Genomic DNA, 26,744 nt, shown 5'->3' with positions numbered 1-26,744 from the left:
CAAACTCCCGGTCAGCGTTCCCGGATGCTCCCGCTCAGCGAGCGGTACCGAGGAACTCAGCGGTGCCGAGGAGCGGAGTGCCGCCCGCCACCGCCGCGGCGCCCGGCCGGGCCACGCTCCTCCTGGATCGGGGCCTCGCCCTCCCGCGGCCGAGCATCCTGGAATCCCTCGGTGTCGTAGCCGTGCCCGCCGTGCCCGGCCGCACCCGCCGTGCCCGCACGGGGCTGGTCGTAACGTCCGTCGTCGTAGCGGCTCTCCGGCTGCCACCCGTCCGCGTTGCGGTACACGTCCACGGGCTGGTACCCGCCCTGATACCCGCCAGCGGGCTGGTAGCCGCCCGCGCTCTCGTGGCCGCCCGCGAACCCCGCGCCCGGGGCCCGGTCGTGCTCCCGGACCGGGCCGTCCACCCAGGCCGGACCATGGCCGGCGGTGGGCCCTGTACCCGCGGCATTGGTGGTGTCGGGGGACCCGGCGGCGTCTCCTGTCTTCGCCTTCGTCCGGCGGGCGCGCAGGTACTCGATCAGGATCGGGACCACCGAGATCAACACGATGAGGATCAGCATCGCCTCGAGGTTCTGGCGAATAAAATCGATCTTCCCGAGCAGCGAGCCGAGGACGGTGACCCCGCAGCCCCACAGCAGGCCGCCGATCACGTTGTAGACCACGAACGTCCGGTAGTTCATCCGACTCACCCCGGCGATCACCGGGGTGAAGGTACGCACGATCGGCACGAAACGCGCCAGCACGATCGAGCGGCCACCATGCTTCTCGAAGAACTCGTGCGCCTGCTCCACATACTCCTGCCTGAACAGCCGCGAGTCCGGACGCCGGAACAGCGCCGGACCCGCCTTCCGCCCGAACAGGTAGCCCACCTGGTCACCCGCGATCGCGGCCACACCGATCAGGGCACACGCGAGCCACAGCGGCGTGGACACCTCGTCCTGGGAGATCAGTAGACCGAGGGTGAACAACAGCGAGTCACCCGGCAGGAAGAACCCGACCAGCAACCCCGACTCGGCGAAGACGATCAGAAGGACGACCACCAGGCCGGCCTTCGCCAGACTGTCGGCACTGATGAAGTCCGGCCCCAGGGCCAGAGTGTTCGACGCGAACGTGGTCACTGTCGAGGGCCTCCAGGGAACTCAGGCGACGGGGCCGGCGCCCGCCCGTCCAGGATCTCACGCCACGCAGTCGGCACCGATCCCGCCTCGGGGGAGGTCAGCTCACCCGGTGGCCCGCGCCCCGTACCGACTCGAAACTCGCTATAAGGGGCCTGCGCTCACAAGAAACACAGCGGACGCACAGATGACCTCTTCTCCGCCGAAACGCCCCATAACCTCATTACGTGGCAAGATCCCGGCTGTCTCTGCGCGGACTTGCCCTCACGGCCGTCATTCTGACGGGGCTGCTCACCACCTGCGCGGCGGAGCCGACCCCGCCGCCGGCTCCGACGCCGGCCACCACTCCCCGGGCACCCGGCCTCGGCTACCAGCTCGCCGGGTACGGCCTGGAGGACGTCATGACCGGCGGCAGGCGGGGGTCCACCGAACTCACCGATCTGCCACCCGGCGCCCCTGGTGAGCTCGTCTCATCCGCCGAGGTTCCCGCCCCGGACGGCATGCGCGCCTGGCGGATGATCTATCACTCGCGCGGGCCCCTCAACGAGGACCGCCTGGTCACGGGCCTCGTCGTCGCCCCGGCCGGTACCTCCGCCATTCCCGCCGGCGGCCGCCGACTGATCTCCTTCGGCCACGGCACCACCGGGATCAACGACTCGTGCGCGCCGTCACGGGCCGAGCCGCCACTGTCGGCGGTGGGCGGGGTGCTGCCCCTCGTCCGGGCCGGCAACGTGCTGGCCGTCACCGACTACATCGGCCTGGGTGGGCCCGGCGAGCATCCGATCTACGTCGCCGACACCGAAGGACGGGCGCTCCTCGACGCCGCCCGTGCCGCGCACTCGCTCTCCGACGCCCGAGCAGGGCGTGACGTCGTGCTCTGGGGCTACTCCCAGGGCGGTCAGGCAGCGCTCGCCGCCGGTGGGCTGGCCGCGTCGTACGCGCCCGACCTGCGGGTGCACGGGGCGGCGGCGACGGCACCGTTGGCGGACCTGCCCACCTCGCTGCGCCTGCTCGACCGCACCGTGTCGGACGGCGTCGCCTACGTGCTGCTCGCCGCGCTCGGCCTCGCCGCCGCGGATCCCACCATCGATCTGAACGCCATCCTGACCCAGACCGGGCGGCGGCTGACCGCCGTGGCGCGCAACCAGTGCGCCGTCGGCCTGCTGAAGGCCAGCCAGGGGGAGTCCACGTCGAGCGTGTTCACCGCGGATCCGTTCACCACGGAGCCGTTCGCGGCCGGGTTCGCGCGCCAGTGGCAGCAGACACGGCTCCCCGGGCCGCCCGAACTCGTGCTCCAGGGCGACCTGGACACGGTGATCCACCGGTCCACCACCGACGGCGTCGTCAGCGGGCTGTGCGCCAGCGGCGGTCCGGTCGAATACCACCGGTACGGGCTGGCCGACCACGGCACGATCCTCGGGGTCTCGATGGCCGATCTGACCAGCTGGATCAACGCCCGGTTCGTCGGGACGAAGCCACCAGGAGACATCTGCGCCCGCCCCTGAGCATCACCCCGCCGGCGGGTGGCGGTGCTCCGCGGCGACCCGGTGCTCGGTGCCCCGCTGTTCGGCGGAATGTCGCTCGGCCGGACGGTGCTCGGCCGGACGGTGCTCGGCGGCGATCCCGAAGCCGCGGCGGATCGGGGCCTCGGTCGGGCCGACCGGGTCCAGGCGCACCGGTGACAGGCCCACCCGCTCGGGGTGGTCGGCGGCATCGTCATCGGTCGTCTCGGTGCCGCTGGTCCCGGTCTCGCCGGTGCCGGCCGCGTGCCCGGGTACCTGCTCCCGGTCGACGTCGCCGCGGTCCGCCGGCCCACGGGGCGCGGTCTCGCCGGAGGTGGCCTCGTCGAGGGCCTCAAGGCGGGACAGGTCCGCGGCCGACACCAGCGCGGCGACCGACTTTCCGTGCCGGGTGAGGCTGACGCGCTCCCCACTGAAGGCGACCCGGCTGACGAGATCCGACAGCTCCGCGCGCGCCTGGGTGACCGGGATCTGGCGCGTCATGGGTTCTCGATGTACGTTCTGTACAGAACGAACAGTGAGGAGAGACTGTCCATGAAAGCAGTGTGTCATCGGAAGGGCCTTCTCTGCCCATCCACACCCGTGAAGATCGACCCGGTTCTGGGCGTTCCCGGTTCCGGCGGGCTGATCGGCGCCGACATCGGCCCGGTCAGCGGCTCGCTCAACAGCTCGCCCGGCGGGCCGGTCAGTGGCTCGTTCGGCAGGCCGGCAGCGGGCGCGGCCGGCCCCCCGTCCGCGGCGACGCTGGGCTCGACCCTGGACGAGCAGATCTATCAACGGCTGCTGGACGACCGGATCGTCTTCGTCGGCGCCGCCGTCGACGACGCCCTCGCGAACCGGGTGTGCGCGCAGCTCCTGCTGCTCACCCGGGCCAGCAGGCGCCAGGACATCTCGCTGTACATCAACTCGCCGGGCGGCTCGGTCGACGCGGGAATGGCGATCTACGACACGATGCAGTTCATCGAGAACGACGTCGCGACCTACGCGCTCGGGCTGGCGGCCTCGATAGGCCAGTTCCTGCTCACCGCGGGCACCGCCGGCAAGCGGTTCGCGCTGCCGAACGCGCGGATCATGATGCACCAGCCACACGGCGGCGTCGGTGGCACGGCGTCCGACATCGCCATCCAGGCCGAGCAGGCGCTGCACACCCGCCGCCGGATGCAGGAGCTGATCGCCGAGCACAGCGGTCACTCCGTGGCGGAGATCGCCGCCGACTCGGACCGCGACCGCTGGTTCACCGCGGCGGCGGCGAAGGAGTACGGGCTCGTCGATGCCGTCGTGGAGCACGTCCGGCGCGTGCCCGCCGGCTTCACCCGCTGACCGGGCGCTACGCGGGGCCGAAGGCCTGCCCGGCGCCCCTCGCCGCGGCGAGGGAGAACTCGACGAGCCGGCGGTGGTAGGCCGTGACCGCGCCGGGCGGCTGCTCGCCCGGCTCGTCGCCCGGGCTACCCGGGCCGCCCGAGCCGGCGCGCGACCGCCCGAACGCCTGGCGCCCGAAGGCCTGACGGGTCAGCAGGGCGCCGAGGAACGCGGCGGCGGCCAGGTCGGTGTCGAGGTCGGAGCGGATCTCTCCGCGCCGCCGCGCGTCGTGGAACGCGTCCTGCACGGCGGCCGCGCAGCGGTCGACCGACTCCCGCCGGAACGCCTCGTACAGCCCGGGGTACCGGGGCAGCTCGGCCAGGCATCGGGCGAGGATCGACATCCGCGGCTCGGTGAAGACGGCGTCCACCAGAGGTGCCAGTCGTAGGAGATCCTCGCGCAGGGATCCGGTGCGCGGCGGCACGAGGCCGGCGGCCAGCGTGCCCAGTGCGGCGAGGACGAGATCGTCCCTGGTCGCCCACCGGGCGTAGATGCCCCGCTTCGCCACGCCCGCGCGGGCGGCGACGCTGTTGACGCTGAACCCGCCGACGCCGCGACCAGCCAGTTCGTCGACGGCGGCCCGCAGCACACGGTCGTCGATCGTCGCGTCGCGAGGACGGCCCCGACGTGGCCGCACACACTCCGCGGCCGGGTCATCGGGGGGCATCTGTCAAGAGTAAGGGCCGCCCGTTGGGCACCGTGCTCACGGAGAGCGGAGCTACCCGGCGGTGTGGGTCACAGCATGCCGGCGAATATTCGAGCCGTGACACCAGTTGTGACCGGCGGGTGTGCCTGCGCCCTCAGTTACCCCACGAAATCTCGGGGTACCTCGCGAACGGACCGCACGACCAGACCGCACGTCCAGACCAGCCGACGAACAGAGGAACCGATGGCCGCACCGCTCTACACCGCCACGTCCACCGCCTGGGGCGGCCGCGATGGCCGCGTGGTGTCCAACGACAACCGCATCGACCTGCAGCTGTCCATGCCGAAGGGACTGGGCGGGGACGACGGGCCCGGCACGAACCCCGAGCAGCTCTTCGCCACGGGCTACGCCGCCTGCTTCCACGGCGCGCTGAAGGCCGTCGCCCGGGAACGCAAGATCGACGTGACCGACTCGGCGGTCACCGTGTCGGTCAGCATCAGCCGCACCGACGAGGGCCTCGACCTGTCCACCCGCATCGAGGCGCAGATCCCGGGCGTCGACCCGGCGACCGGCCGTGAGCTGCTCGACCTCGCGCACGCCAAGTGCCCGTACTCGCGGGCCACCCGGGGCAACATCGCCGCGGAGGTGACGCTGGTCGACGGCGACAGCTGAGCGGCGGCACCCGCCACAGGGAGCCCGCCACAGGGAGCCCGCCGAAAAGAGCCCGGGGACGGGTCAGCCAACGGACGGACAAGAGGCGGGACAGGCGGTTCGAGCCCTTAGCACCGATTACGAGCCGTCATAGGCTTTGTTGTGGAGCAAGGGCAAGTGTCCCGATTCCGTGAAGATCGCTGCCCAATGTCCTAGTGTGCCAAGCAACGGCGCTGTCCTCGGGCTCGCGGGACCCGCAGGAGGCCGCGAGCGATGGAGGGCGCACCGTTGCGGATAGCGTTGCTGTCGTACCGAAGTCTGCCTACTTGTGGTGGCCAGGGGGTGTACGTACGGCAGCTCTCGCGTGAACTGGTGACTTTGGGTCATCAGGTTCAGGTGGTGAGCGGGCCGCCGTACCCGGACCTCGGCCCGGGAGTCGGACTCACCAGGCTTCCGAGCCTCGATCTCTACCGCGACGGGGACCCCTTCCGTTGGCCGGGGTTCCGCGAGTTCCGCTCGCTGGCCGACGTCGTCGAGTTCGGCATGATGCGCACCGGGCAGTTCTCGGAGCCGCTGGCGTTCTCGATCCGGGCCTTCGAGGCGCTCCGGCCGCGGCGTGGCCAGGGCCGGCCCGACTTCGACATCGTGCACGACAACCAGGGGCTGGGCTACGGCCTGCTGCCGCTGCGCCGGGCGTTGCGGCCCTACGGCATCCCGGTCGTGTCGACGATCCACCACCCGATCACCGTCGACCGGCGCCTGCACCTCGCCGCCACGACCGGTCGCCGTGCCGCGCTGGGCGTGCGCCGCTGGTACTCGTTCCTGCCCATGCAGGCACGGGTGGCCCGTGGTCTCGACGGCGTGGTGGTTCCCTCCGAGAGCTCCCGGCACGAGATCGTCGCCGACATGAACGTCCCCATCGAGAACCTGCACACCGTCCCGCTCGGCGTGGAGGCCGACGTGTTCACCCCGCGGCCGGCACCGCCGTCCGACGCCGGGAACGGCACCGGGGATGACGCCGGGAACGGCACCGTCGCCCCGGTACCGGGGCGGATCATCGTGGTGACCAGCGCGGACGTCCCACTCAAGGGGCTGATGGTGCTGCTGGAGGCGCTGGCGAAGCTGCGGGCCGAGCGCTCGGCGCACCTGGTGTGCATCGGGAAGGTCCGCGAGGGCGGGGCCGCGCAGCGCCAGGTTGGCGAGCTCGGGCTCACCGAGGCGGTGACGTTCCGGTCGAACGTCCCGCAGGCGGAGATGGTGGACCTGCTGCGGTCCGCCGAGGTCGCCGTCGTCCCGTCCCTCTACGAGGGCTTCAGCCTGCCCCTGGTCGAGGAGATGGCGTGCGGGCTGCCGCTGGTCGCGACCACCGCGGGCGCCCTGCCCGAGGTGGCCGGACCGAACGGCGAGGCCGCGCTGCTGGTGCCGCCCGGCGACGCCGGCGCGCTCGCGGGCGCGATCGCCACACTGCTCGACGACCCCGAACTGCGCGCGCGGATGGGCGCCGCCGGCCGCCGCCGCGTGGAGGAACGGTTCTCCTGGCAGGCCGCCGCCGCCGGCACCGCGGCCTGGTACGAACGGCAGATCGCGGCCGTGCGGGCGGCCGTCCCGGGCAGTGGGCCACCGCCCGTCGCCGCCTCGACCGGCGCGGCGGCACCGGTCGAGCCGGCATGCTGACCGTCGACTTCACCCGGTTCCCCGTCCCGCGTGACACCCGGGTTCTCGACCTGGGCTGCGGCGCGGGGCGGCACTCCTTCGAGGCGTTCCGCCGGGGCGCACACGTGATCGCCCTCGACTACTCGGCCGACGAGGTCACCGGCGTCGGCGCGATGCTCGCCGCCATGTCCGCCGAGGGCCAGGTTCCCGCCGGCGCCCGCGCGGCGCCCGTGCGCGGCGACGCGCTGGCGCTGCCGTTCGCGGACGACACCTTCGACCGGGTCATCGCGGCCGAGGTCCTGGAGCACCTGCCCGAGGACACCGGCGCGATGGCCGAGCTGGCCCGCGTGCTGCGCCCCGGCGGGTTCGCGGCGGTCACCGTGCCCGCCCGCCTCCCGGAACGGGTCTGCTGGGCGCTGTCGGACGACTACCACAACGTCGAGGGCGGCCACATCCGCATCTACCGGCGCGACCAGCTGATCGAGAAGCTGCGCGCCAACGGCCTCGAGCTGGTCGGCCAGCACCGCGCGCACTCCCTGCACGCCCCCTACTGGTGGCTGCGCTGCCTGGTCGGCGTGCACGACGACGACCACCCCGCCACGAAGCTGTACCACCGCCTCCTGGTCTGGGACATGATGCGCCGCCCGGCGCTCACCCGGACGGCCGAACGCCTGCTGGACCCGGTGCTCGGCAAGAGCATCGTGCTCTACCTGCGCAAGCCGCGCCCCAGGCCGGAGCCGCCGGCGCGCTCACCGACGCAGGCAGGGGTGACGACGGACGCGCAGGCGGTTGCGGCAGCGGACGCGGCGGCGCAGGCGGGTACGGACGCGCTGGCCGCACGGGCCGGCGGCAGGACACCGGAGGTCGAGCGTGCGGCCAGGTGAGTCGGCGACGGGTGCTCCCCTCCTCTCCCCCGAGGCGCTGCGCGCCACCGCGGACGCGATAGCCGCGGCCCAGGAGCCCGACGGGGCGATCCCGTGGTTCGCGGGCGGCCACACCGACCCGTGGGACCACCTGGAATGCGCGATGGCGCTGCTGGTCACCGGCCGGGTCGACGCCGCCGACGCCGCGTGGGACTGGCTGCACCGCCGCCAGCGCCCGGACGGCTCCTGGGCCACCAGCCACGTCGGCGGAGCAGTCAAGGAGGACTTCGCCGACAGCAACCAGTGCGCCTACGTGGCGACGGCCCTGTGGCACCGCTGGCTCGTCACCGGCGACCGCGCTTTCGTGACCCGGATGTGGCCGGTCGCCCGGGCTGCCCTGGACTTCGTCGTGGACATGCAGGCCCCCGGCGGCCAGATCTGGTGGGCCCGCACCCCGACCGGCGAGGACTACCCCGAGGCACTCGTCACCGGATGCTCGTCCACCCTGCACAGCCTGCGGTGCGGCCTCGGCCTCGCCGCGCTGGTCGGCGAGGCGCGGCCGGAATGGGAGGTCGCCGCCGGCGCGCTGTGGCACGCGCTGCGCCGCCATCCCGAGTACTTCATGCCGCGGGACCGCTGGTCGATGGACTGGTACTACCCGGTGATCGGCGGCGCGCTGCGCGGCGCGGAGGGGCGGGCCCGGCTGCGCTCCCGGTGGGACGAGTTCGTCGTGCCCGGTCTCGGCATCCGCTGCGTGGACGACGAACCATGGGTCACCGGCGCCGAGACCTGCGAACTCGCCATCGCGCTGCACCTGGTGGGCGAGACCGAGGCGGCGGCCGGCCTCGTCCGGGAGATGCAGCACCTGCGGGCCCCCGGCGGGGCCTACTGGACCGGCTGGCAGTTCGCCGACGGATGCCACTGGCCGGAGGAGCAGTCGACCTGGACGGCGGCCGCCGTCGTACTGGCCGTCGACACCCTGGCCGGTGGCCCCACCGAACGCACCTTCCGCGGGGACGATCTGCCCGAGGGCCTGCACGTCGTGCACCGCGACGACCTGCCCGAGCCACGCGACCCGTCGACGCCCCGCACCGGACGAGGCACGGCCGGCGAACGGGCGCCGCGCGGCGAGCGGCGGGCCGGCGACCTCGCCACCCCCGGTCGGGGCAGCGAGGCGCTCACCGGTCCGTGGCGCGCGTGCGGGTGTGACTCAGAAGAGCCGGCGGAGGACCCGCAGCGATCCCGTGCGTGACATCTCGCTGAAGCCGTCCCGAACGGCGCGAAGCAGGACGTGGTACGGCGCCTGACCGCCGTCAGCGGGGTCGGGGAACACGTCATGGATCACCAGCCGGCCACCGGGACGCACGTGGCGGGCCCAGGCCTCGTAGTCGGCCTGCGCCTGCTTCTCGGTGTGCCCACCATCAAGGAACAGCAGGTCGATGGGGGTGGACCACCACCGCCCGACGATCTCGGACCGCCCTACCACCACGGTGACGACGTCCTCGACCCCGGCGGCCTCCAGGGTCGTGCGCAGCGTGGGCAGCGTGTCCAGCCGGCCGGTGCGGGGGTCGACGAGCGTGGTGTCGTGGTACTCCCAGCCTGACTGGTTCTCCTCCGATCCCCGATGATGATCGACCGTGACGACCGCGGCGCCGACGAGCCGGGCGGCGGCAGCAAGGTAGAGAGTGGATTTCCCGCAGTAGGTGCCGATCTCGCAGATCAGTCCGCCACCAGGCAGTTCGGCCGCGGCCGCGTGCAGCGCCAGTCCTTCCTCGGGTGGCATGAAGCCCTTGGCGGCCTCGGCCGCCTGCCGCAACGCCACGTCCACGTTGTCTCCTCGTCCCAGTGTCAGAGGATCCGAGAGGCGGATCCGGGGTACGCGACCGGCGGGATGGACCCGCCCGGCGCCCCGCCCCGCCGCCGATGCCGCTCGCCCGTCTTACCAGATCAGGCAAACCGGACGCATCGGATGTATGGACTCACGACCGTGCCTCGGCGCACCCACATGGCTACGGGATGGGGTCGGACCACTGGCCCGATCAGGCTTTACCTCCCGAGGTTCCGCCGGCACGGCCCGGCATGGGTCGGTTGTCCGACACGTCGCTCGATCACATCCTGCCCGGATGCCACCCGGAACGCACGCAATGAACAGGGATATCCACRGCATCATCCACAGGTTTATCCACAGCCCTGTGCACAGAGCACAGCACCCTGGCAAGCACGACACCCCTGAAGCACACGGCCGGCCACGGGAACATGGCAATTCCGGAGCGCCCGGCGGAGCTCCGGGGAGGGACAGCGAGACGCCCGAACCCGGGGACGCCAGGGCACCGGGGCGCACACCAGGACACGGAAGCCTCGGGCCACCGGGCCACAGGAGCCCTCGGGACCCCGCCTCACAGCGTCCTGGGCGCCTCCCGGGCCTCACGGACCCCCGGACACTCCCCGGCCCCCGGCCCCCGGATCCCGGCCCCCGGATCCCGGATCCCGGATCCCGCCGGCATGGTCGTCGCCGATGTGAGCGTCATCGCGGAGCGTCCTGGACGAGTTGGACCCCTATATGGAAAGCCCCGCGCACGAATCCGTGGGCGGGGCTGAGAGAATCAAATCTTGATCAGATGAAGATGCAGGCCGAACGCCTGGTGCCTATGGGTGGACCTAGGTGGACTTGAACCACCGGCCTCTTCCTTATCAGGGAAGCGCTCTAACMGACTGAGCTATAGGTCCTGGCTTCTGATGAGAGTACAGGATGGCGACGGCTCCGTGACGGCCGCCGCCCCCTGAATTCCGGCGGATCGGCTACTGGTCGCTCAAGGTGACCTCGAGCCCGCCGATCATGTCCGCGCAGAGGTTGTAGAGCAGTGCGCCCAGGGTCGCCAGCGCCGTCATCAGGACGACGTTGATCGCCCCGACCAGCAGGGTGATCTGCATCGCCCGCCCGAAGGACAGCCAGCCTGAGACGTTGGCGTTCGTGCCGTCGGTCAGGGTGTCAGCGGCCTTGGTGACGCTGTCGAAGACCCCGATCGAGTTCAGCACGAACCACAGCACCGCCACGGCGACAATCATGATCAGGAAGACGCACAACGAGAACGCGAACGAGAGCCTGGTCACCGAGAGCGGTTCCACCCTGGAGACCCGCAGGCGGGCGCGCCGGCCACCGGCGGGGCCCCGGCGTGGGCCCTGGCCGGCGGTGTCCCGCCCCGGCTCACGGCCGCCCGGCTGCTGCTGACCCCGCGGGGGACCACCCTGTGGTCCAGGAGCACCGCCGGGCCGGCCGTGGTCGGCGTCGTCGACCCGGTCGAACGGCTCGGTGGACAGACCGTTCGGGCCCACACCTCCGGACGTCGGCAGCGGCCCTGGCGGCGTCCCAGGGCGGTCGTAGGGGGCTGTGCGGCCCGCCGGCGGCGCCTGCCGGGTCGACGGAGTGGCTGCCCGCACCGGTTCAGGGGTGGGGCGGCGCTCGGCGGGCATGCGGTCGGTGACCGCGCCGCGATCCGGGGAAGTCTTCACGTCCGCGCCGACGCGGTCCGCCGGGGGCTTCGAGCCCCGCTTGGGCAGGTTCGGTCGCACCAGCGAGATCGTGTCGCTGTCCCGGGGTGGGTCGACCGGTGTGCCGGGGCGTGCCGCCGGGCTTCTGACGGTGGTCTGCGCATCGGGCTTTCTCGTCGTCTCGGCTCTGGATGTATCCGGGCGAGCGGCGTCCGGTCGGGCGGCGTCCGCTCGCGTGCCCGTTCGGGATGCCCCCTTGCCAGCCGCCGGGGCAGCGTCCTTGGAGGTGCCCGCGCCGGCCCCGCGGGTCGCCTCGGTCGGCTTCCTGCCGTCGCCCGCCGGCCTGGCCGCGTCCGCGTCGCGGGCGGGCTGCCGGCCGGCTGGCGGCCGTGATGTCTCGTCGGGGTCGGAGTCACCGCCGCGCGGCGCGGGGGCCGCGCGGTCCGTCCCGCCGCCGGTGCCCGCCGAGGACGAGCCCGGAACGGTCGCCGAGGCGCTCAGCAGCTTGGGCTCTGCCGTCCCGCCGACGCCGAGGCGTGTCGTCTGACTGCTCTGGCCACCCGCACCGTCCCGGTCGGACGGGTCGTTCTCGTCCCGCCCGGGACGCTGGAAGAACGGGCTCGCCGCCCCGCCCGCGCCCGCACCGCTTGCGCCCGTGCCACGCGCGGGCGACGCCGATCCGGAGGTGCCGGGCGACGCCGATCCGGGGGTACCCTTTCCGGGCGATGCCGATCCGGAGGAGGGCCGGGACGGACCGCGTGAACCCGATCCAGCCCCGCCCCCCGCGGCCGGACGCCCCTCCCCCGAGCGGCCCTCAGCGGGACGGCCATCGGTCCCGGGACGCCCGTCGGCGGGACGGCCGGTGCCGGGGAGGAACGCGCGCTTGGACTCTCCGTCGGCCTTTCCCGGTGTCGAGCGGGGACCACCCACACCGCCCCCCGCCGCCGAGCTCACGCCGGTTCCGGAGCCGGTTGTCCCGGGAGCTCCCTTGCCGATCCCAGTTCCGGAACCGGCACCGGAACCCACGCCTGGTGCCGCGCCCACGGGCCCGGCCTTCGCCGTGCCGGACCGGCTGGAACCAGCCGCGGAGGCACCGCCCGCGGTACCACCGCCGGCGGTGGTACCGCCAGCCGCGGCGCGCCCGGCGGCGGTACCACCGACAGGCGCGCCACCGGCCACGGCCGCGGTGCGCTGCTCCGGACGGGCCGGGGATGCGCGGTGGACGGCCGACCGGGCGGGCCGGTCATTCTGACTGTCGCTCACGGATTCTCCCCGTCCACTCCTGGTCGCACGTGTGGCTTCACGCCCGTGGTCCTGGCGTGCCACCGACGACGCGCGCCGTGGCCGCCCGGGACGTCACGTCACCGGCTTCAGCCCGCCGTGCCGTCCGACCCGGCGGTCTCGCCGTCGCCGTCACTGTCGTTGGCATCAGCATTGCGCGCCACACCGACCACCTGCACACCGGCCTCCAGGTCGATGAGCCGTACGCCCATCGTCTGCCGTTGTGCCCGGCGAACATCCTTCGCTACGGTACGCAACACACCGCCATTGGATGTGATGGCGTAGAGCTGGTCGTTCGGCTCCACGACGAGCGCCCCGACCAGACCGCCCCGGGTCGACACGATCTTCGCCGTGAGGACCCCCTTGCCGCCTCGGCCCTGGATGGGGTACTCGGCGAGCGGCGTCCGCTTCGCGTAGCCGCCGCTGGTCGCGACCAGCAGATCCGCGGGGCTCTCCGGCATGACGACGTCCATCGAGAGCAGTTCGTCGGCATCGTCGAACCGCATGCCGATCACGCCGGACGTCGCCCGTCCCATCGGCCGCAGCTGCTCGTCGTCGGCGTGGAATCGGATGGACTGGGCGTTGCGGCTGACCAGCAGCAGGTCGTCACCGGGAGCGACGAGACGGGCGGAAATCAGCTCGTCGTCGTCGCGCAGGTTGATGGCGACCAGGCCGCCGGCGCGGTTGGAGTCGAAGTCGGTCAGCGCCGTCTTCTTGCACAGGCCGCGCTTGGTGGCGAGCACCAGGTAGGGGGCGGCCTGGTAGTCCTGGATCGCCATCACCTCGGCGATCCGCTCGTCCTGGCTGAAGGCGAGGATGTTCGCGACGTGCTGCCCCTTGGCGCTGCGCGCCTGCTCGGGCAGCTCGTGCGCCTTCGCCCGGTAGACCCGGCCCTTGTTGGTGAAGAACAGCAGCCAGTGGTGCGTCGTCGTGACGAAGAAGTGCTCGACGATGTCGTCCTCGCGCAGCGCCGCGCCCTGCACGCCCTTGCCGCCGCGCTTCTGCGAGCGGTAGAGGTCGGTCTTGGTCCGCTTGGCATACCCGCCGCGGGTCACCGTGACGACGACGTCCTCGCGGGCGATGAGGTCCTCGACGGACATGTCGCCCTCGAACGGGACGAGCCGCGTCCGCCGCTCGTCGCCGAACTTCTCGACGACCTCGGCCAGCTCCTGACCGATGATCTCGCGCTGCCGCGCCGGCGAGGCGAGGATCGCCTCCAGCTCGTCGATCTTGGCGCGCAGCTCGGCGGCCTCGTCGATGATGCGCTGACGCTCGAGGAACGCCAGGCGGCGCAGCTGCATGTCGAGGATCGCGGTGGCCTGGATCTCGGAGAGCGAGAAGCGCTCCATGAGCTGGCCGCGTGCGACCTCCGCCGACTCCGCGTTGCGGATGAGGGCGATGACCTCGTCCAGGTGGTCGAGCGCGATCAGCAGACCGTCGAGGACGTGCAGCCGCTCGCGGGCCTTGCGCAGCTGGTAGCGGGTCCGCCGGACGATCACGTCGACCTGGTGCTCGACGTAGTAGGAGATCATCTGGTCGAGGCGCAGGGTGCGCGGCACGCCGTCGACGATCGCCAGCATGTTGACGCCGAAGGTGTCCTGCAGCTGGGTGTGCTTGTACAGGTTGTTCAGCACGACCTTGGCGACGGCGTCGCGCTTGAGGTCGATGACGAGCCGCTGCCCGATGCGCGCGGACGTCTCGTCACGGACGTCCGAGATGCCGGTGACCTTGTTGTCCCGGACGAGCTCGGCGATCTTCTCGGCGAGGTTGTCCGGGTTGACCTGGTACGGCAGCTCGGTGACGACGAGCTGGGTCCGGCCCTTGTTCTCCTCGACGTTGACGACGGCGCGCATCCGGATGCTGCCGCGACCGGTGCGGTAGGCATCCTCGATGCCGTTGCGCCCGACGATCAGGCCGTGGGTCGGGAAGTCCGGGCCCTTGATGATGCCGAGGAGCGCCTCGAGCAGCTCCTCGGCGGTGGCATCCGGGTGATCCAGTGCCCACTGGACGCCCTTGGCGACCTCAACCAGGTTGTGCGGCGGGATGTTGGTCGCCATGCCGACGGCGATGCCGCCCGCGCCGTTCACCAACAGGTTGGGGAAGCGACTGGGCAGGACGAGCGGCTCCTGTGAGCGGCCGTCGTAGTTCGGCGCGAAGTCGACCGTCTCCTGGTCGATGTCGCGCAGCATCTCCATGGCCAGCGGCRCCATCCGGGCCTCGGTGTACCGCATGGCGGCGGGCGGGTCGTTGCCCGGTGAGCCGAAGTTGCCGTTACCGTCGACCAGTGGGTAACGCAGCGACCACGGCTGGGCGAGGCGGACGAGCGTGTCGTAGATCGCCGAGTCGCCGTGCGGGTGGTAGTTACCCATGACGTCACCGACGACGCGGGAGCACTTGAAGTACCCCCGGTCAGGCCGGTAACCGCCGTCGTACATCGCGTACAGGACCCTGCGGTGGACGGGCTTCAACCCGTCACGCACCTCCGGCAGGGCACGGCCGACGATGACGGACATGGCGTAGTCGAGGTACGACCGCTGCATCTCGACTTCGATGCCGATGGGTTCGATGCGGTCGCCGGGGGGCGGGGGTAGGACGTCGACCACGGGGTCCTTCCAGGCAGTGGGGGCGATGAGTCGGCTGGGGCGGGCCGGGCGCCGGGTCGCGGGGATGGCCCGGTCCGGGCCACGCCTTCCGCGGGCCGCTCACTCGCAGGTCCGCCGGGATCGGAGTCGATGTGCCAGGCTGCCGGGACGGGTCGATCGGCCCGGTCAGCCCGGACCCGCCCCAGCGCAGGCTGGCTCAGATGTCCAGGAAGCGCACGTCCTTCGCGTTGCGCTGGATGAAGCTGCGCCGCGCGTCGACGTCCTCGCCCATCAGGACCGAGAACAGTTCGTCGGCGACAGCGGCGTCGTCGAGCGTCACCTGGAGCAGGATCCGCTTGTCCGGGTCCATGGTGGTGTCCCAGAGCTCGGTGGCGTTCATCTCGCCGAGACCCTTGAATCGCTGGATCGCGTCCTTGGGCAGTTTGCGGCCGGCCTCGACGCCCTGTTCGAGCAGGCCGTCGCGCTCCCGGTCGGAGTAGGCGTACTCCCAGTCCTCACGACCCCACTTGATCTTGTAGAGCGGGGGCTGCGCGAGGAAGACGTGCCCGGCCTCGACAAGCGGGCGCATGAACCGGAACAGCAGGGTGAGCAGCAGTGTGCGGATGTGCTGGCCGTCGACATCGGCGTCCGCCATCAGCACGATCTTGTGATAGCGCAGCTTGGCGATGTCGAAGTCGTCGTGGATACCGCAGCCCAACGCCTGGATGAGCGCCTGGACCTCGGTGTTCTTCAGAACCCGGTCGATGCGGGCCTTCTCCACGTTCAGGATCTTCCCGCGCAGCGGCAGGATCGCCTGGAACTTCGAGTCACGACCGCCCTTGGCCGAGCCGCCCGCCGAGTCACCCTCGACGATGTACAGCTCGCACCGCTCGGGGTCGGTGAACTGGCAGTCGGCGAGCTTGCCGGGCAGGCCCGTCCCGCCGAGCAGGCCCTTGCGCCGGGTGAGGTCACGGGCCTGGCGGGCGGCGATGCGGGCGCGCTGCGCGTCGAGCGCCTTGCTGACGATCGAGCGGGCCTCGGTGCGGTTGACCTCGAACCAGTCCTTGAGCGCCGAGTAGCACATCTCCTGGACGAACTTCTTGGCCTCGGTGTTGCCGAGCTTCGTCTTGGTCTGGCCCTCGAACTGCGGCTGCGCGAGCTTCACCGAGATGATCGCGGTGAGGCCCTCCCGGATGTCGTCGCCGGAGAGCCGCTCGTCGGAGTTCTTCGAACCGGCCTTGACCGGCTTGAGGAGGTTCTGGTCCTTCGCGTAGGCGTTGACCGCGCTGGTGAGGGCAGCACGGAAGCCCTCTTCGTGGGTTCCGCCCTCGTGGGTGTTGATCGTGTTCGCGAAGGTGTAGACCGACTCGTTGTAGCCGGAGTTCCACTGCATCGCGAGCTCGGCCTCGATGCCCGTGCCCTTGGACTCCAGCGAGATGACGCTGCGGTGGACCGCGTCCTTGGTCGCGTTGAGGTGACCGACGAAGTCGACCAGGCCGTTGTCGTACTTGAACGTGACCTCGGTCGGCTCGACTGCCTCGACCGGCTTGGCGGCCTCGGTCGGCTCCTCCGTGACCGTGACCGTGACCGTGGTCGTGGCCGGGGCCGTGGCCTTGCCGCGCTCGTCCCGCAGGGTGATGGACAGGCCCTTGTTCAGGAACGCCATCTCCTGGAGGCGGCGGAAGAGCGTCTCGTACTTGTACGTGGTGGTTTCGAAAATCGTGGGGTCGGCCCAGAACGTGATGGTCGTACCGGTCTTCTTCGACGTGCCGGTCTGCGCCAGCGGCCGCGCGGGACGGGAGTTCTCGTAGGGCTGGAACCAGCTGTGGCCCTCGGTCTGGATCTCGACGTCGAGCCGGGTCGAGAGCGCGTTCACGACGCTCACGCCGACACCGTGCAGACCACCGGAGACCGCGTACGACTCGCCGTCGAACTTGCCGCCGGCGTGCAGCGTGGTGAGCACCAGCTCGACGGTCGGGATCTTCTTGACGGGGTGTTCGCCGACCGGGATCCCGCGGCCGTTGTCCGTGACGCGTACGCCGCCGTCGGCCAGCAGGGTCACGCTGATCGTGTCACAGTAGCCAGCGAGCGCCTCGTCCACCGCGTTGTCCACGACCTCGTAGACCAGGTGGTGCAGGCCCCGTTCCCCGGTGGAGCCGATGTACATGCCGGGGCGCTTGCGTACCGCTTCGAGACCCTCGAGAACCTTGATCGAACTAGCGTCGTAGGCCACGCGGCAGGTCCCCTCGTTCTGGACGGAAGTACCACTCAGTCTACCTGGCAACCCGCCGCAACGGACGCAAGGTGCCGTCTCAGCCGTGCGCAGGGCCCCGAACTTCGACCCGGTGACCTCCCCTACCGGCTCCGCGCCGCCCGCAGTCTTGCGCGCCTCTGCGACCGGCGGGCGACTGAAGCCGCGTCCCGGCGGCCCCGCGGACCCGTTTCCGGGCCCGCCAGCACCCTTCCGACTTGGCCGGGGTGGCCCTCGGCGTGATCTCCGGGATGCGCCGGGAGCTGGTCCGTCATCCGTATGTGTCCCGCGGGCCACGGCCGCCCGACGCGTACATGCCGCCGTGGTTCCATGACGGTGCGGCCGGGCCCCGCACCGTGATGCGCCGGACGACGTGCGGCCCGAGTTCCTTGCGGAGAATGCCGAGAATCTGCCGGGAGAGCATGCGCAGCTGCGTTGCCCAGGCCGTCGACTCGGCGACCAGCTCCAGTTCCCCGTCCCGCAACGAGACCGGGGAACAGTGCGCCGCGATGTTCGGCCCCACCAGGACATCCCACCGCGCCAGTACCGAAGCGTCAGTCGCCCGCGTCTGCCAGCCGCGCTCGGCGACGAGGCGCGCGACGGCCGAACCGAAGTTCATCGGCGTCCGCCACTCCCGGCCCGGCGCGGCGATGCCCGGCAGCCGTTGGCGCGCGGGCGGATCGCCGGAGTCATCCCGCCTACGACGCCCGGCCGCACCGCCACTGCCGTCACCCGCCCCGCCACCTGGGCGGGTCGTCCCCCGCGCTCGCGCGTCCTGTTTCGCCCGCGCGAGCATCTGCCGGGCGAGATCGGCCCCGCGCACCGCGGGCGAGCCTGCGTCAGGAACGGCCTGCGGCGCCTGCGCGCGCGGCGTTCCCGCCGCGGACGCCGCGGACGCCGCAGGCGGCTTCGCCCGCGAGGGCGCCGACGAATCGCGCCCTGTCGGCCCGGACACCGGAGGCCGCGCGGTCGGCGGGAACATTCCCGCGCGGTCGGCTGGTCCGTCGGCCAGTCCGTCAGCCGGCACGGCACACCTCCCCGGAGACCACCTCGAAGCGCACACCGGCAAGCTCCGCCGGCACATCCGCGTCGACCGCCGCGGTCACGAGTACCTGCTCGGCGTCAGCGACCAGGGCGGCCAGCCGCACGCGACGGCGGGTGTCCAGCTCCGCGAACACGTCGTCGAGCAGCAGCACCGGTTCCCGGTCGTCCGCGCGGAGCAGTTCGAACGAGGCCAGCCGCAGCGCGAGCGCCAGCGACCAGGACTCGCCGTGGCTGGCATAGCCACGCGCCGGCCGCCCGTTCACTGACAACAGCAGATCGTCACGATGTGGACCGACCAGCGTCACACCGCGCTCGATCTCCTGGGTGCGCACCGCCGCGAGACCGGCGAGGATCGCCTCTTCGAGCGCCACCCGAGTCGCCGCGCCGCCGACGGCACCTCCCCCATGGCCGACCTCTGCGCGGCCGGCTTCCGTGCGACCGTCACCCGCGCGGCCAGTCCCGGTGTCGCCGACCTCGGTGTCGCCGACCTCGGTGTCGCCCGCGCCGCCGTTCCCGCTCGCGGGGTCACCCGAGCCACTCGGGTGATTCGGGCTGGCGCCGGTTCCGTTCCGGCCGGCGTCCCCGTCCGGCTCGCCCAGGCCAGCTCGGCCTGGCGACAAGGCCCGATCGGGTGACGAATCGAGCGTCACGGTCGAGCGGTACTCGATGCCGGTGGGCGCGTCCTGGCCCGCGACCGCGGCGTAGGCGCTCTCGACCCGCGGCCGCAGCTCCTCGACCAGCGCCAGGCGGGCCGCGAGCAGCTCCGCGCCGTGGTCGGCGAGATGCCTGTCCCAGACGTCGAGCGTGCGCAGGTCGCCCCGGCCACCGGCGCGGCGGGCGGCTCCCGCCGACCGCAGGAGCGCCGAGCGCTGCTTGAGCACCCGGTCGTAGTCGGACTGCACCGCCGCCATCCGCGGCGACCGCGCGACCAGCAGGTCGTCGAGGAACCGCCGCCGCTCGGCCGGGTCGCCCTTCACCAGCGCGAGGTCCTCCGGGGCGAAAAGGACCGTGGCGAGCAGTCCCGCCACGTCGCGGGCCCGGGCCACTGGGGCGCGGTTCAGGCGGACCCTGTTCGCCTTCCCGGGCACGATCTGCATCTCGACCAGCGCGGCCCGGTCACCGCGCACGATCCGGGCCCGAACAACGGCCTGCCCGCACCCCTCGCGGACGAGCGGAGCATCGTTCGCGACACGATGGCTACCCAACGTGGCGACGAATCCGATCGCTTCGATCAGGTTCGTCTTGCCCTGACCGTTCGAACCCACGAACGTCGTGACACCTGGCTCGAGGACGAGGTCCAGCCGGGCATACGAGCGGAAGTCGGTCAGGGACAGGTGGGTGAGATGCACGTCACCCGTTGAGTCGGATCGGCATCAGCAGGTAGCGGTAGTCGGGGATCTCGGTCTGGTCGTCGCCGCCCTTGCCGGTGAGGATCGCGGGCTTGCTCGCGGCAAGCGCGGCGTCCTCGGCGCTGGCGAACCCGATCCGGACGATGTCGGACTCGAGCGCGCCGAGGGCGTCGAGCAGGTAGGCGGGGTTGAAGGCGACCGTGAGTTCAGGCCCGTCATAGGTGACGGGCAGAGTCTCGGACGCCTGGGCCTCGCCGCCGGTACCTGCCTCGAGGACGAGGTGGTCGGGGGTGAACGTCAGCTGCACCGGGGCGGTGCGGGCCGCGACGAGCGCGACGCGCTTGACCGCCTCGGTGAGGGGAGCTATCTCGAGCTGGGCGATCAGCGGTGAGYTGTCGGGCAGCAACTTGCGGTAGGGCGGGAAGGTGCCCTCGAGCAGACGCGTGGTGGTCTGGCGGGTGTTGCCGGCGAAACCGGCGAGCGTCTCCCCGGAGGGACCGGTGCCGAGCGCGACGGCGACCTCGACGCCCGAGCCGGACAGGCTCTTCGCCGTGTCGAGCAGGGTGCGGGCCGGGACGAGCGCGACGCCGGACGCATCGGGGCTCGCAGGGCGCCACTTGAGCGTGCGCACGGCGAGGCGGTAACGGTCGGTAGCGGCGAGGGTGAGCGTGTCGCCGTTGATCTCGAGACGCACGCCGGTGAGGACCGGCAGGGTGTCGTCACGGCCCGCGGCTACGGCGACCTGCGCGACGGCACTGCCGAACGCGGCGCCCTCGATGTGCCCGGTGATCTCCGGCATCGGCGGCAGGGTGGGGTAGTCGTCGACGGGCAGCATCGGTAGTGCGAACCGGGCGTTGCCGCAGGCGACGACGAGGCGGGTGCCGTCAACGTGGACGTCGACCGGCGCCGCGGGCAGGGAGCGGGTGATGTCCGCGAGCATCTTGCCGTTGACCAGGCCCCGGCCCTCTTCGGTGACGGTGGCGTCCAGCTCACCCTGCGCGGCGACCTCGTAGTCGAACGCGGCGACCTTGAGCGCCGGACCGGTGGCGTCGAGCAGCAGGCCGGCCAGGACCTGCAACTGCGTGGTCGCCCGGCTCGGCAGGGTGCGGGCCGTCCAGGCCACCGCGTCGGTGAATTCGTCCCGTTCCACGCGGAACCTCATGGACATGTCCTCCCGTCGTCCCTCGGTGGCCGTTCCCACGGCCGCTCGCGGAACTTGACATCACCGGCATAGCTACGCCGAGCCGAACACCTGACGCGCGCCGCCCGCCTCGTCGGCAGGGAGCGGGCAGTCGAGCACCAGCCTGACCCGATCCAGCATCCCAGAGCGCCACGAGCGGGCGGTGGGTGGTCTGTGTTCCGAGGGTGGCACACCGGGCTCGACGACCGGGCACACCCCCCGCACCGGCCGATCGAAGATCCGCGCGAGCAGACCGGACGGCTGACCGTCGCGGTGGCGCCTGAAGGTCACCCGCGTCCGGGGTGTCCGGGGTGATCTTCCGTATCTCGCCAGGGGCCACACAGGTCGCGCTGATGCCACCGGTCGCATCGGTGGCGCTGGTCGTGCGGACCCGCGTCGGTGATCCGTCCACGTGCCGCGCAGCGGAGGAACGACTCCCGGACGGCGGTCGAGGTTTCGCGGGATGCCCCGACGGGGAGGCGACTGACCGAGGGCAGCGGCCGCATCGCTCCGTGCGCTCGCTTCGGGCAGCCAGGCCACACCATGATCGAAATTTGAGGTTGTCCCCAGCTCCTACTGCTTCGAGGTTTTGATCTCTCTGAAGAAGATCTAGTTCGTAGTAGTAGTAGGGGCTGTGGAAACTGTGGAAAACGGCCGTTTTCCCAGGTCAGACCCGCTGAGGCCCTGTGCGCATCCTGGGGGTGCCGATGTGGATGATCAAGGGGTTTATCCCCAGGGCTTGATCGATTCCACAGGTGACCCTCAGATGCACACAGGCTGTACACACGTTCATCCACTGGCTACCCACAGGTTACGAGGCCACTGTCCCCAGCTTCGAAGGCCACTTGGAGTCCGCCTGGAACCCGCTCGACGATCGGCCCGCCGCGCTCGAGCGGTCGACTCCGGTTCTTCGCAGGTCGGGAATCACCTGTTATCCACAGCCTTTTCCACAAGCTGTGGGTGAATGCCACGCAGTGGGCTCTCAACCGTTTCGGTCACCCCACCCGTTCTCCGCCGACTCGGTCCTCCGCTCGCAGCGCCGACCGAGAACGCCCCGCTCGGATGCGGACTCGGATCGGCACCCCCGCTCGGACAGGACTCAGACTCCGGCCAGACGTCTGTTCGGACCGGGCCCGGACCGGACTCGAGCTCGAACCTGAACGCAGGCTGAACCGCCCCGGACGCGGAGCCGGATGCGCACTGGACGAGCACCGGACCCGAACGCCGATGTGCACTCGGAGTCGCGCCCGGGCCTGGACGCGCGTGGACACCAGTGCACTGGCCGGCCCGGACTGTGGGATTTCCTCCGCCCAGCCCTAGCGCGTCGAATGTTCGTGTCGGTTCGGCTCCCGTGTCCGGCGGCCCTGTGTCCGCCCAGTGTCCCCGTGTCCCCGCGACTCGCCGACTCCCCGGCCGCTCGAGGCCTGCACGACGCGGCTCGGGGTTCGTGCGGTGTTGGTTGTGGTCTGCATGTCGTCTTGCGGGGGTTTCCGTCGGACTCGGTGGTCGCAGCGGAACGGTCGGACGATGCAAGGGTGTCGCGGCGGGCCGGGCTTGGCTGACACATTCGCGTCGGAATCCCGGGCGAACACCGGATTGGGATCCGGCGCGATGCGCCGGTCGCTCACGTCGCGCGAGGATTCGGCAGCCGGCGCTGTGCATTGCGCGCGGAGCCGTTCGAGCCAGGAGTTTCGGGAAAATCCGAAATCAGAAGTCCGGCAAAAGTGTCAAAGCCCCCACGCGGCCTCCCCGGCCCGGCAGCGCGAGAACCTCAACCCGAACAAAGTGGTCGCTCCGGTTTCTGCCGTGGCAGGTGGAGTTCGGTGTGCGGGCACGTGCCGGGCACGGTGCCACGGCCAGAGCCAGGGCCTCGAGACGAATCCGCCCCGGACGTGATTCCGGCCCCGGAGCGGGATCAAAGATGAAGCCGCCCCCGGACGCGCCGCCGCCCCCGGGCGCTACGCCAAGCGGCTCAGTCGATGCAGAGTGTGYACACCGAAGGGTGCCGAGAGTGATCGAGAGTCAGGCGTGTCGGGCCTGGGCGCGGATGCGGTTGGTCAGTTCGGTTACCTGGTTGTAGATCGCCCGGCGTTCGGCCATCAGACCGCGGATCTTCCGGTTGGCGTGCATCACGGTGGTGTGGTCCCGTCCGCCGAAGTGCTGGCCGATCTTCGGGAGGGACAGRTCGGTGAGCTCACGGCAGAGGTACATCGCGATCTGACGGGCTGTCACCAGGACCCGGCTGCGCGACGTCCCGCACAGATCCTCCATGGAGACACCGAAGTACGCCGCAGTGGCGTTCATGATGGCCGCGGCGGTGATCTCCGGGTTGGCCGCGTCAGGGATGAGGTCGCGCAGCACGATCTCGGCGAGTGTGCGGTCGACGTGGGACTTGTTCAGGCTGGCGAACGCCGCGACCCGGATGAGCGCCCCTTCGAGCTCGCGGATGTTGCGCTCGATGTGTGTGGCGATGTACTCGAGGACGTCCGGGGGGACCGGCAGCCGCTCGGTGGCGGCCTTTTTCGAGAGGATGGCGATCCGTGTCTCGAGGTCGGGCGGCGTGACGTCGGTGATCAGCCCCCACTCGAATCGGCTGCGCAGGCGGTCCTCGAGGGCCGAGAGCTGCTTGGGCGAGCGGTCCGAGCTGATGACGATCTGCTTCTCGGTGTCGTGCAGGACGTTGAAGGTGTGGAAGAACTCCTCCTGCGTCCGCTCCTTGTTCTCGAGGAACTGGATGTCGTCCACCAACAGGACGTCGATGTCGCGGTAGCGGCGCTGGAACGCGAGCTGACGGTCGTCGCGGATCGAGGCGATGAAGTCGTTGGTGAACTCCTCCATGCTCACATATTTGATCTTGCTCTCAGGATAGAGCTTGACCGTGTAGTGGCCGATCGCGTGCAGCAGGTGAGTCTTGCCCAGCCCGGAGTCACCGTAGATGAACAGCGGGTTGTAGGCCTTCGCCGGGGCCTCCGCGACCGCCACGGCGGCGGCGTGTGGGAAGCGGTTGCTGTCACCGATGACGAAGGTCTCGAACAGGTAGCGGGGATTGAGTCGGGCTGGTTCGGACGGGCGAGGCGACGGGTCGCGGCCCAGGCCCGGGGCCATCCGCCCGGGGGGCGCCCCGTCGACCCGACCCTCGAGACGTCCGTCGAGACGATCTTCGCTCCGGCGGTCCTCGCCTCGGTGCTCCTCCCCCGGCCGGAGCTCGTGGCCGGTTCCGAGGAGCGAGCGGGGGCCGCCGCCGGGGTCGGTGCCCGGGAGAGTGAGGGGACCGGTCATCGGTTCCGGGTCCGGCGTGTGCTCGACGGTGACCGCGACCCGGATCTCCCGGCCGTAGGCCGTGGACAACGCGGTGGAGAGGAACGGTCGCAGCCGGGAGTCGAGCAGGTCCTTCGTGAACTCGTTCGGCGCGGCGAGCAGCGCGGTGTCCTGGACGAGGCCGAGTGGACGGGTCAGCCTCAGCCACGCGCGCTGCTGGCCGGAGAGCGTCCCGTCCGCGACGCCCGCCACTGCCTGCTCCCACACCGCCGACAGGTCCGGCTCCGAGGTGGGCGCGGCTCCCCGGGACGGCTGACCGGCGACGGAGTCGGCGCTGAGGTCGGTCACAGGGGGGCTCCTTGTGGCTCTTCGTGGCTCTCGGGCGGGACCACACGACCGCCGGGAGCCGGAGTCGCTGGCTGGCACTGTGGTCACTTTGCGTCGGTGGGCGTCAGCTGTGTCGGGCCGGCGACACTGCCGACCGGCGGTGGGGCGGTTCCGGCCGGTGGTGCGGTGCCCGACCAGGTGGTGGTGCTGTGCCGACGACAGTGCCGTGCCGGCGGCGCCGCCGTGCCGGCGGGACCTGGCCGCTCGGGTGGACGCGGCCATCGGCCGACGACGCTGTCGGGCGGGCTGATCGGGGACGGGTGCCGCCGGTGGTTCAAGTCTGGTTCGTGTCCGGTTCGTGCGCTGGTGGTCGAGAGGTTCCCGGTGGTTAAGAGGGTGATGGTGACAGGATGCGCGGCTGTTGTGTAGCCGAGGATTGTTCCGTGTCGCCGCGGTCGATGGACGTGGACCCCCGGCGTGAGGGCACCGGACCCGCCGGGCGCGCGGGCGGCGTGCTGCTCCTCCGAAGGCGGTTCTCCACATCGTCGTCCACAACCTGTGCATGGACATGACACCGCATCCGGCGTGGCGTCGGCGACCGGCCCACGAAGTGGACGACAGCCGCGCGGACCACTGGGCGGACCACTCTAGGGGGTGCGCCGGCGAGACCGGTCGGTGATGGTGCCCCCACCCGCGTGGTCCCCTGCCTGTGGAGTCCGCCAGCGTCCGCCCATGGAGTCCGCGTGGTCGGAGGAGTGGCAGGCGGTTCACGGACCGGGTTGTGGACAGAGAGTCAGACGTTAACAGCCGTCCCGGGGCACCCGATCCAGGGTGCCCCCACGGTGTCCGTCCGGCAACCTTGTCGTGGCCTGTGGTCCGGACGGAGCCGGCGTTGGTGGCATCGTGTGTAGGCTAGGGCGAACCACGGCGGCGGTCGGCTCGTGGGCCTGGCTTTGTGCTGGGCCTGATCTCGCGGGCCTGACCTCACGGACGTGGGCTCCGGCGACAGGTCTCCTCGGCTGAGGGCTCCTGGCGGTCGGTCGCCCGGGTTCTGGTCCCGTCACCAAGGTTCCAGCCACGACCGGCGTCCAGCCGGTTTCCCACCCGCCTGTGTCTCCGGAGTTCTCACGTGAGTAAGCGCACCTTCCAGCCGAACAACCGCCGGCGGGCCCGCACCCACGGGTTCCGGCTCCGGATGCGGACCCGCGCGGGCCGCGCCATCCTGTCCGGCCGTCGCAGTAAGGGCCGCAGCCAGCTCTCCGCCTGACGGCGGAGTGAGCGCGCCCGCCGCCGTCAGTCATGCTCCCCCGGGGCTCCCGAGTTCGTACCAGGCAGGAACACGCCCTTGTCGGGCGCTCCGGCCGGCGCGTTCGGGCAGGGTCAATCGTTGTCCACAGCGTGCAAACCGATGTGGACGGCCCGCCTCGAGCCGGGTTCGTCGTCGGCCGCCGGGTGGGTAACGCGGTGGTGCGTAACCGCGTCCGCAGGCGGCTGCGCGAGCAGACGCGCTCACGGCTGTCCTCGCTGCCACCGGGAACCGCTGTCCTGATCAGGGCGTTACCCGATGCGGCGGGTTCGTCGTCGGCCGATCTCGGCCGTTCACTCGACTCCGCCTTTCGTACCGTCCGTTCCCCGCGCCCCCAGCGATCGGCGCGGTCGGGATGAGCGCGGTCGCCGGCGTGGGCATCGCGGTCGCCGTCCTGGCGTTCGTCGATCTCGTTTTCGTCGCCCTCGCGGCGTCCGCCAGGTTCGCCACGCTGGCCAGGACGTCCGGTGACGCGGTGCGGGGCCCGCTGGCCTGGATCCTCGTCGCGGCGGTCAGGGTCTACCGGGCCGGCTGGTCGGGGCGGAACGCGGGCTGTTGCCGCTTCGAGCCGTCCTGTAGTGCCTACGCGCTGACAGCGGTGACCCGCCACGGCGGCGTCATCGGTGGCCTGTTGGCCATCCGCCGGCTGTTGCGCTGCCAGCCGCTTTCCGCGGGTGGTTACGACCCGGTGCCCGGTGAGGCGCCCGGAGGGTCCGTCGATCCCGGCACCGATCGGTGCCGGACGGCCTCGGGTCCGGTGGGCGCCGTCGACTCGGGTACGAGGCACGGGCATGGCACTGCGTCCCTCCACCGGGGGACGCGTTCCGAGATCGTCGGTTCCCGTCGCGGAACGCGGGTGTGAGGAGA

At 71.4% G+C, this 26,744-nt stretch carries 20 protein-coding genes and 1 tRNA gene; 9 read left to right on the top strand and 12 right to left on the bottom strand.

Going from position 1 to position 26,744, the window contains the following annotated elements:
• Window positions 1-56: 56 nt before the first annotated feature.
• Entirely contained in the window at window positions 57-1,121 is a 1,065-nt protein-coding gene (locus tag BBK14_RS21530; RefSeq protein ID WP_071065030.1) for a DedA family protein, read from the bottom strand.
• Window positions 1,122-1,345: 224 nt separating this feature from the next.
• Between BBK14_RS21530 and BBK14_RS21525 the strand changes: the two genes are divergently transcribed.
• The gene (locus BBK14_RS21525; protein ID WP_071065029.1) at window positions 1,346-2,623 is read left to right on the top strand and encodes a lipase family protein; all 1,278 of its coding nucleotides are present in this window, start codon (window positions 1,346-1,348) and stop codon (window positions 2,621-2,623) included.
• A gap of 3 nt (window positions 2,624-2,626) precedes the next feature.
• Here the strand turns inward: BBK14_RS21525 and BBK14_RS35690 are convergent, their stop codons facing one another.
• On the bottom strand, window positions 2,627-3,121 hold the full coding sequence (locus BBK14_RS35690; RefSeq protein ID WP_083391137.1) for a type II toxin-antitoxin system Phd/YefM family antitoxin: 495 nt from the start codon (window positions 3,119-3,121) through the stop codon (window positions 2,627-2,629).
• A 261-nt stretch (window positions 3,122-3,382) separates the two neighbouring features.
• Between BBK14_RS35690 and BBK14_RS21515 the strand changes: the two genes are divergently transcribed.
• Window positions 3,383-3,958 carry an ATP-dependent Clp protease proteolytic subunit gene (locus tag BBK14_RS21515; protein WP_071065067.1) on the top strand — a complete coding sequence of 192 codons (576 nt, stop codon included), beginning with the start codon at window positions 3,383-3,385 and terminating at the stop codon, window positions 3,956-3,958.
• A 7-nt stretch (window positions 3,959-3,965) separates the two neighbouring features.
• Here BBK14_RS21515 and BBK14_RS21510 read toward each other — a convergent pair whose 3' ends face one another.
• Window positions 3,966-4,664 (bottom strand): TetR/AcrR family transcriptional regulator, encoded by a 699-nt coding sequence (locus BBK14_RS21510; RefSeq protein ID WP_071065028.1) that lies wholly within the window; start codon window positions 4,662-4,664, stop codon window positions 3,966-3,968.
• A 222-nt stretch (window positions 4,665-4,886) separates the two neighbouring features.
• Between BBK14_RS21510 and BBK14_RS21505 the strand changes: the two genes are divergently transcribed.
• The 4 genes from BBK14_RS21505 (at window position 4,887) to BBK14_RS21490 (ending at window position 9,062) form a co-directional block, all read left to right on the top strand.
• Entirely contained in the window at window positions 4,887-5,315 is a 429-nt protein-coding gene (locus tag BBK14_RS21505; RefSeq protein ID WP_012157459.1) for an organic hydroperoxide resistance protein, read from the top strand.
• A 252-nt stretch (window positions 5,316-5,567) separates the two neighbouring features.
• Window positions 5,568-6,968, top strand: a complete 1,401-nt coding sequence (locus BBK14_RS21500; protein ID WP_071065027.1) for a glycosyltransferase family 4 protein — start codon at window positions 5,568-5,570, stop codon at window positions 6,966-6,968.
• Window positions 6,962-7,831, top strand: coding sequence for a class I SAM-dependent methyltransferase (locus tag BBK14_RS21495; protein ID WP_071065026.1), 870 nt, complete (start codon window positions 6,962-6,964; stop codon window positions 7,829-7,831). The genes BBK14_RS21500 and BBK14_RS21495 overlap by 7 nt, the downstream gene beginning before the upstream one ends.
• The gene (locus BBK14_RS21490; protein WP_071065025.1) at window positions 7,818-9,062 is read left to right on the top strand and encodes a prenyltransferase/squalene oxidase repeat-containing protein; all 1,245 of its coding nucleotides are present in this window, start codon (window positions 7,818-7,820) and stop codon (window positions 9,060-9,062) included. Before BBK14_RS21495 ends, BBK14_RS21490 begins: the two co-directional genes overlap by 14 nt.
• On the opposite strand, the gene BBK14_RS21485 is transcribed toward BBK14_RS21490, so the two are convergent.
• From BBK14_RS21485 to dnaA, 9 genes are all read right to left on the bottom strand, one after another.
• Window positions 9,021-9,638, bottom strand: a complete 618-nt coding sequence (locus tag BBK14_RS21485) for a class I SAM-dependent methyltransferase (protein ID WP_071065024.1) — start codon at window positions 9,636-9,638, stop codon at window positions 9,021-9,023. The genes BBK14_RS21490 and BBK14_RS21485 overlap by 42 nt on opposite strands.
• Window positions 9,639-10,463: 825 nt before the next feature.
• Window positions 10,464-10,537: transfer RNA gene (locus tag BBK14_RS21480), tRNA-Ile, on the bottom strand.
• A gap of 72 nt (window positions 10,538-10,609) precedes the next feature.
• The gene (locus BBK14_RS40410; RefSeq protein ID WP_241831727.1) at window positions 10,610-12,562 is read right to left on the bottom strand and encodes a DUF3566 domain-containing protein; all 1,953 of its coding nucleotides are present in this window, start codon (window positions 12,560-12,562) and stop codon (window positions 10,610-10,612) included.
• Window positions 12,563-12,669: 107 nt separating this feature from the next.
• Window positions 12,670-15,183: a DNA gyrase subunit A gene (gene gyrA / locus BBK14_RS21465; protein ID WP_071065022.1), complete on the bottom strand. Its 2,514-nt coding sequence runs from the start codon at window positions 15,181-15,183 to the stop codon at window positions 12,670-12,672.
• 196 nt (window positions 15,184-15,379) lie between these two features.
• Entirely contained in the window at window positions 15,380-17,395 is a 2,016-nt protein-coding gene (gene gyrB / locus BBK14_RS21460; protein ID WP_071065021.1) for a DNA topoisomerase (ATP-hydrolyzing) subunit B, read from the bottom strand.
• 289 nt (window positions 17,396-17,684) lie between these two features.
• On the bottom strand, window positions 17,685-18,440 hold the full coding sequence (locus BBK14_RS21455; protein ID WP_241831726.1) for a DciA family protein: 756 nt from the start codon (window positions 18,438-18,440) through the stop codon (window positions 17,685-17,687).
• Window positions 18,430-19,806, bottom strand: coding sequence for a DNA replication/repair protein RecF (gene recF / locus BBK14_RS21450; RefSeq protein WP_071065020.1), 1,377 nt, complete (start codon window positions 19,804-19,806; stop codon window positions 18,430-18,432). Before recF ends, BBK14_RS21455 begins: the two co-directional genes overlap by 11 nt.
• Window position 19,807: 1 nt before the next feature.
• Window positions 19,808-20,968, bottom strand: a complete 1,161-nt coding sequence (gene dnaN / locus BBK14_RS21445; protein WP_071065019.1) for a DNA polymerase III subunit beta — start codon at window positions 20,966-20,968, stop codon at window positions 19,808-19,810.
• A 2,040-nt stretch (window positions 20,969-23,008) separates the two neighbouring features.
• A complete protein-coding gene (dnaA, locus tag BBK14_RS21435) occupies window positions 23,009-24,592 on the bottom strand; it encodes a chromosomal replication initiator protein DnaA (RefSeq protein WP_071065017.1) in 1,584 nt (527 codons plus the stop codon).
• A 1,108-nt stretch (window positions 24,593-25,700) separates the two neighbouring features.
• On the opposite strand from dnaA, the gene rpmH reads away from it, so the two are divergent.
• From rpmH to yidD, 3 genes are read left to right on the top strand one after another with little or no spacing between them, the layout of a single operon-like run.
• Window positions 25,701-25,838: a 50S ribosomal protein L34 gene (rpmH, locus tag BBK14_RS21430; protein WP_071065016.1), complete on the top strand. Its 138-nt coding sequence runs from the start codon at window positions 25,701-25,703 to the stop codon at window positions 25,836-25,838.
• Window positions 25,839-25,870: 32 nt separating this feature from the next.
• Window positions 25,871-26,236 carry a ribonuclease P protein component gene (gene rnpA, locus BBK14_RS35680; RefSeq protein ID WP_020464713.1) on the top strand — a complete coding sequence of 122 codons (366 nt, stop codon included), beginning with the start codon at window positions 25,871-25,873 and terminating at the stop codon, window positions 26,234-26,236.
• Window positions 26,233-26,739 (top strand): membrane protein insertion efficiency factor YidD, encoded by a 507-nt coding sequence (gene yidD / locus BBK14_RS21425; RefSeq protein WP_071065015.1) that lies wholly within the window; start codon window positions 26,233-26,235, stop codon window positions 26,737-26,739. The genes rnpA and yidD overlap by 4 nt, the downstream gene beginning before the upstream one ends.
• Window positions 26,740-26,744: the final 5 nt, after the last annotated feature.

The sequence above is a fragment of the Parafrankia soli genome, assembly GCF_001854695.1.
GTDB lineage: Bacteria > Actinomycetota > Actinomycetes > Frankiales > Frankiaceae > Parafrankia > Parafrankia soli.
Note: the sequence above shows the minus strand (reverse complement) of the source record. Positions and strands in the feature narration are given on the sequence as shown.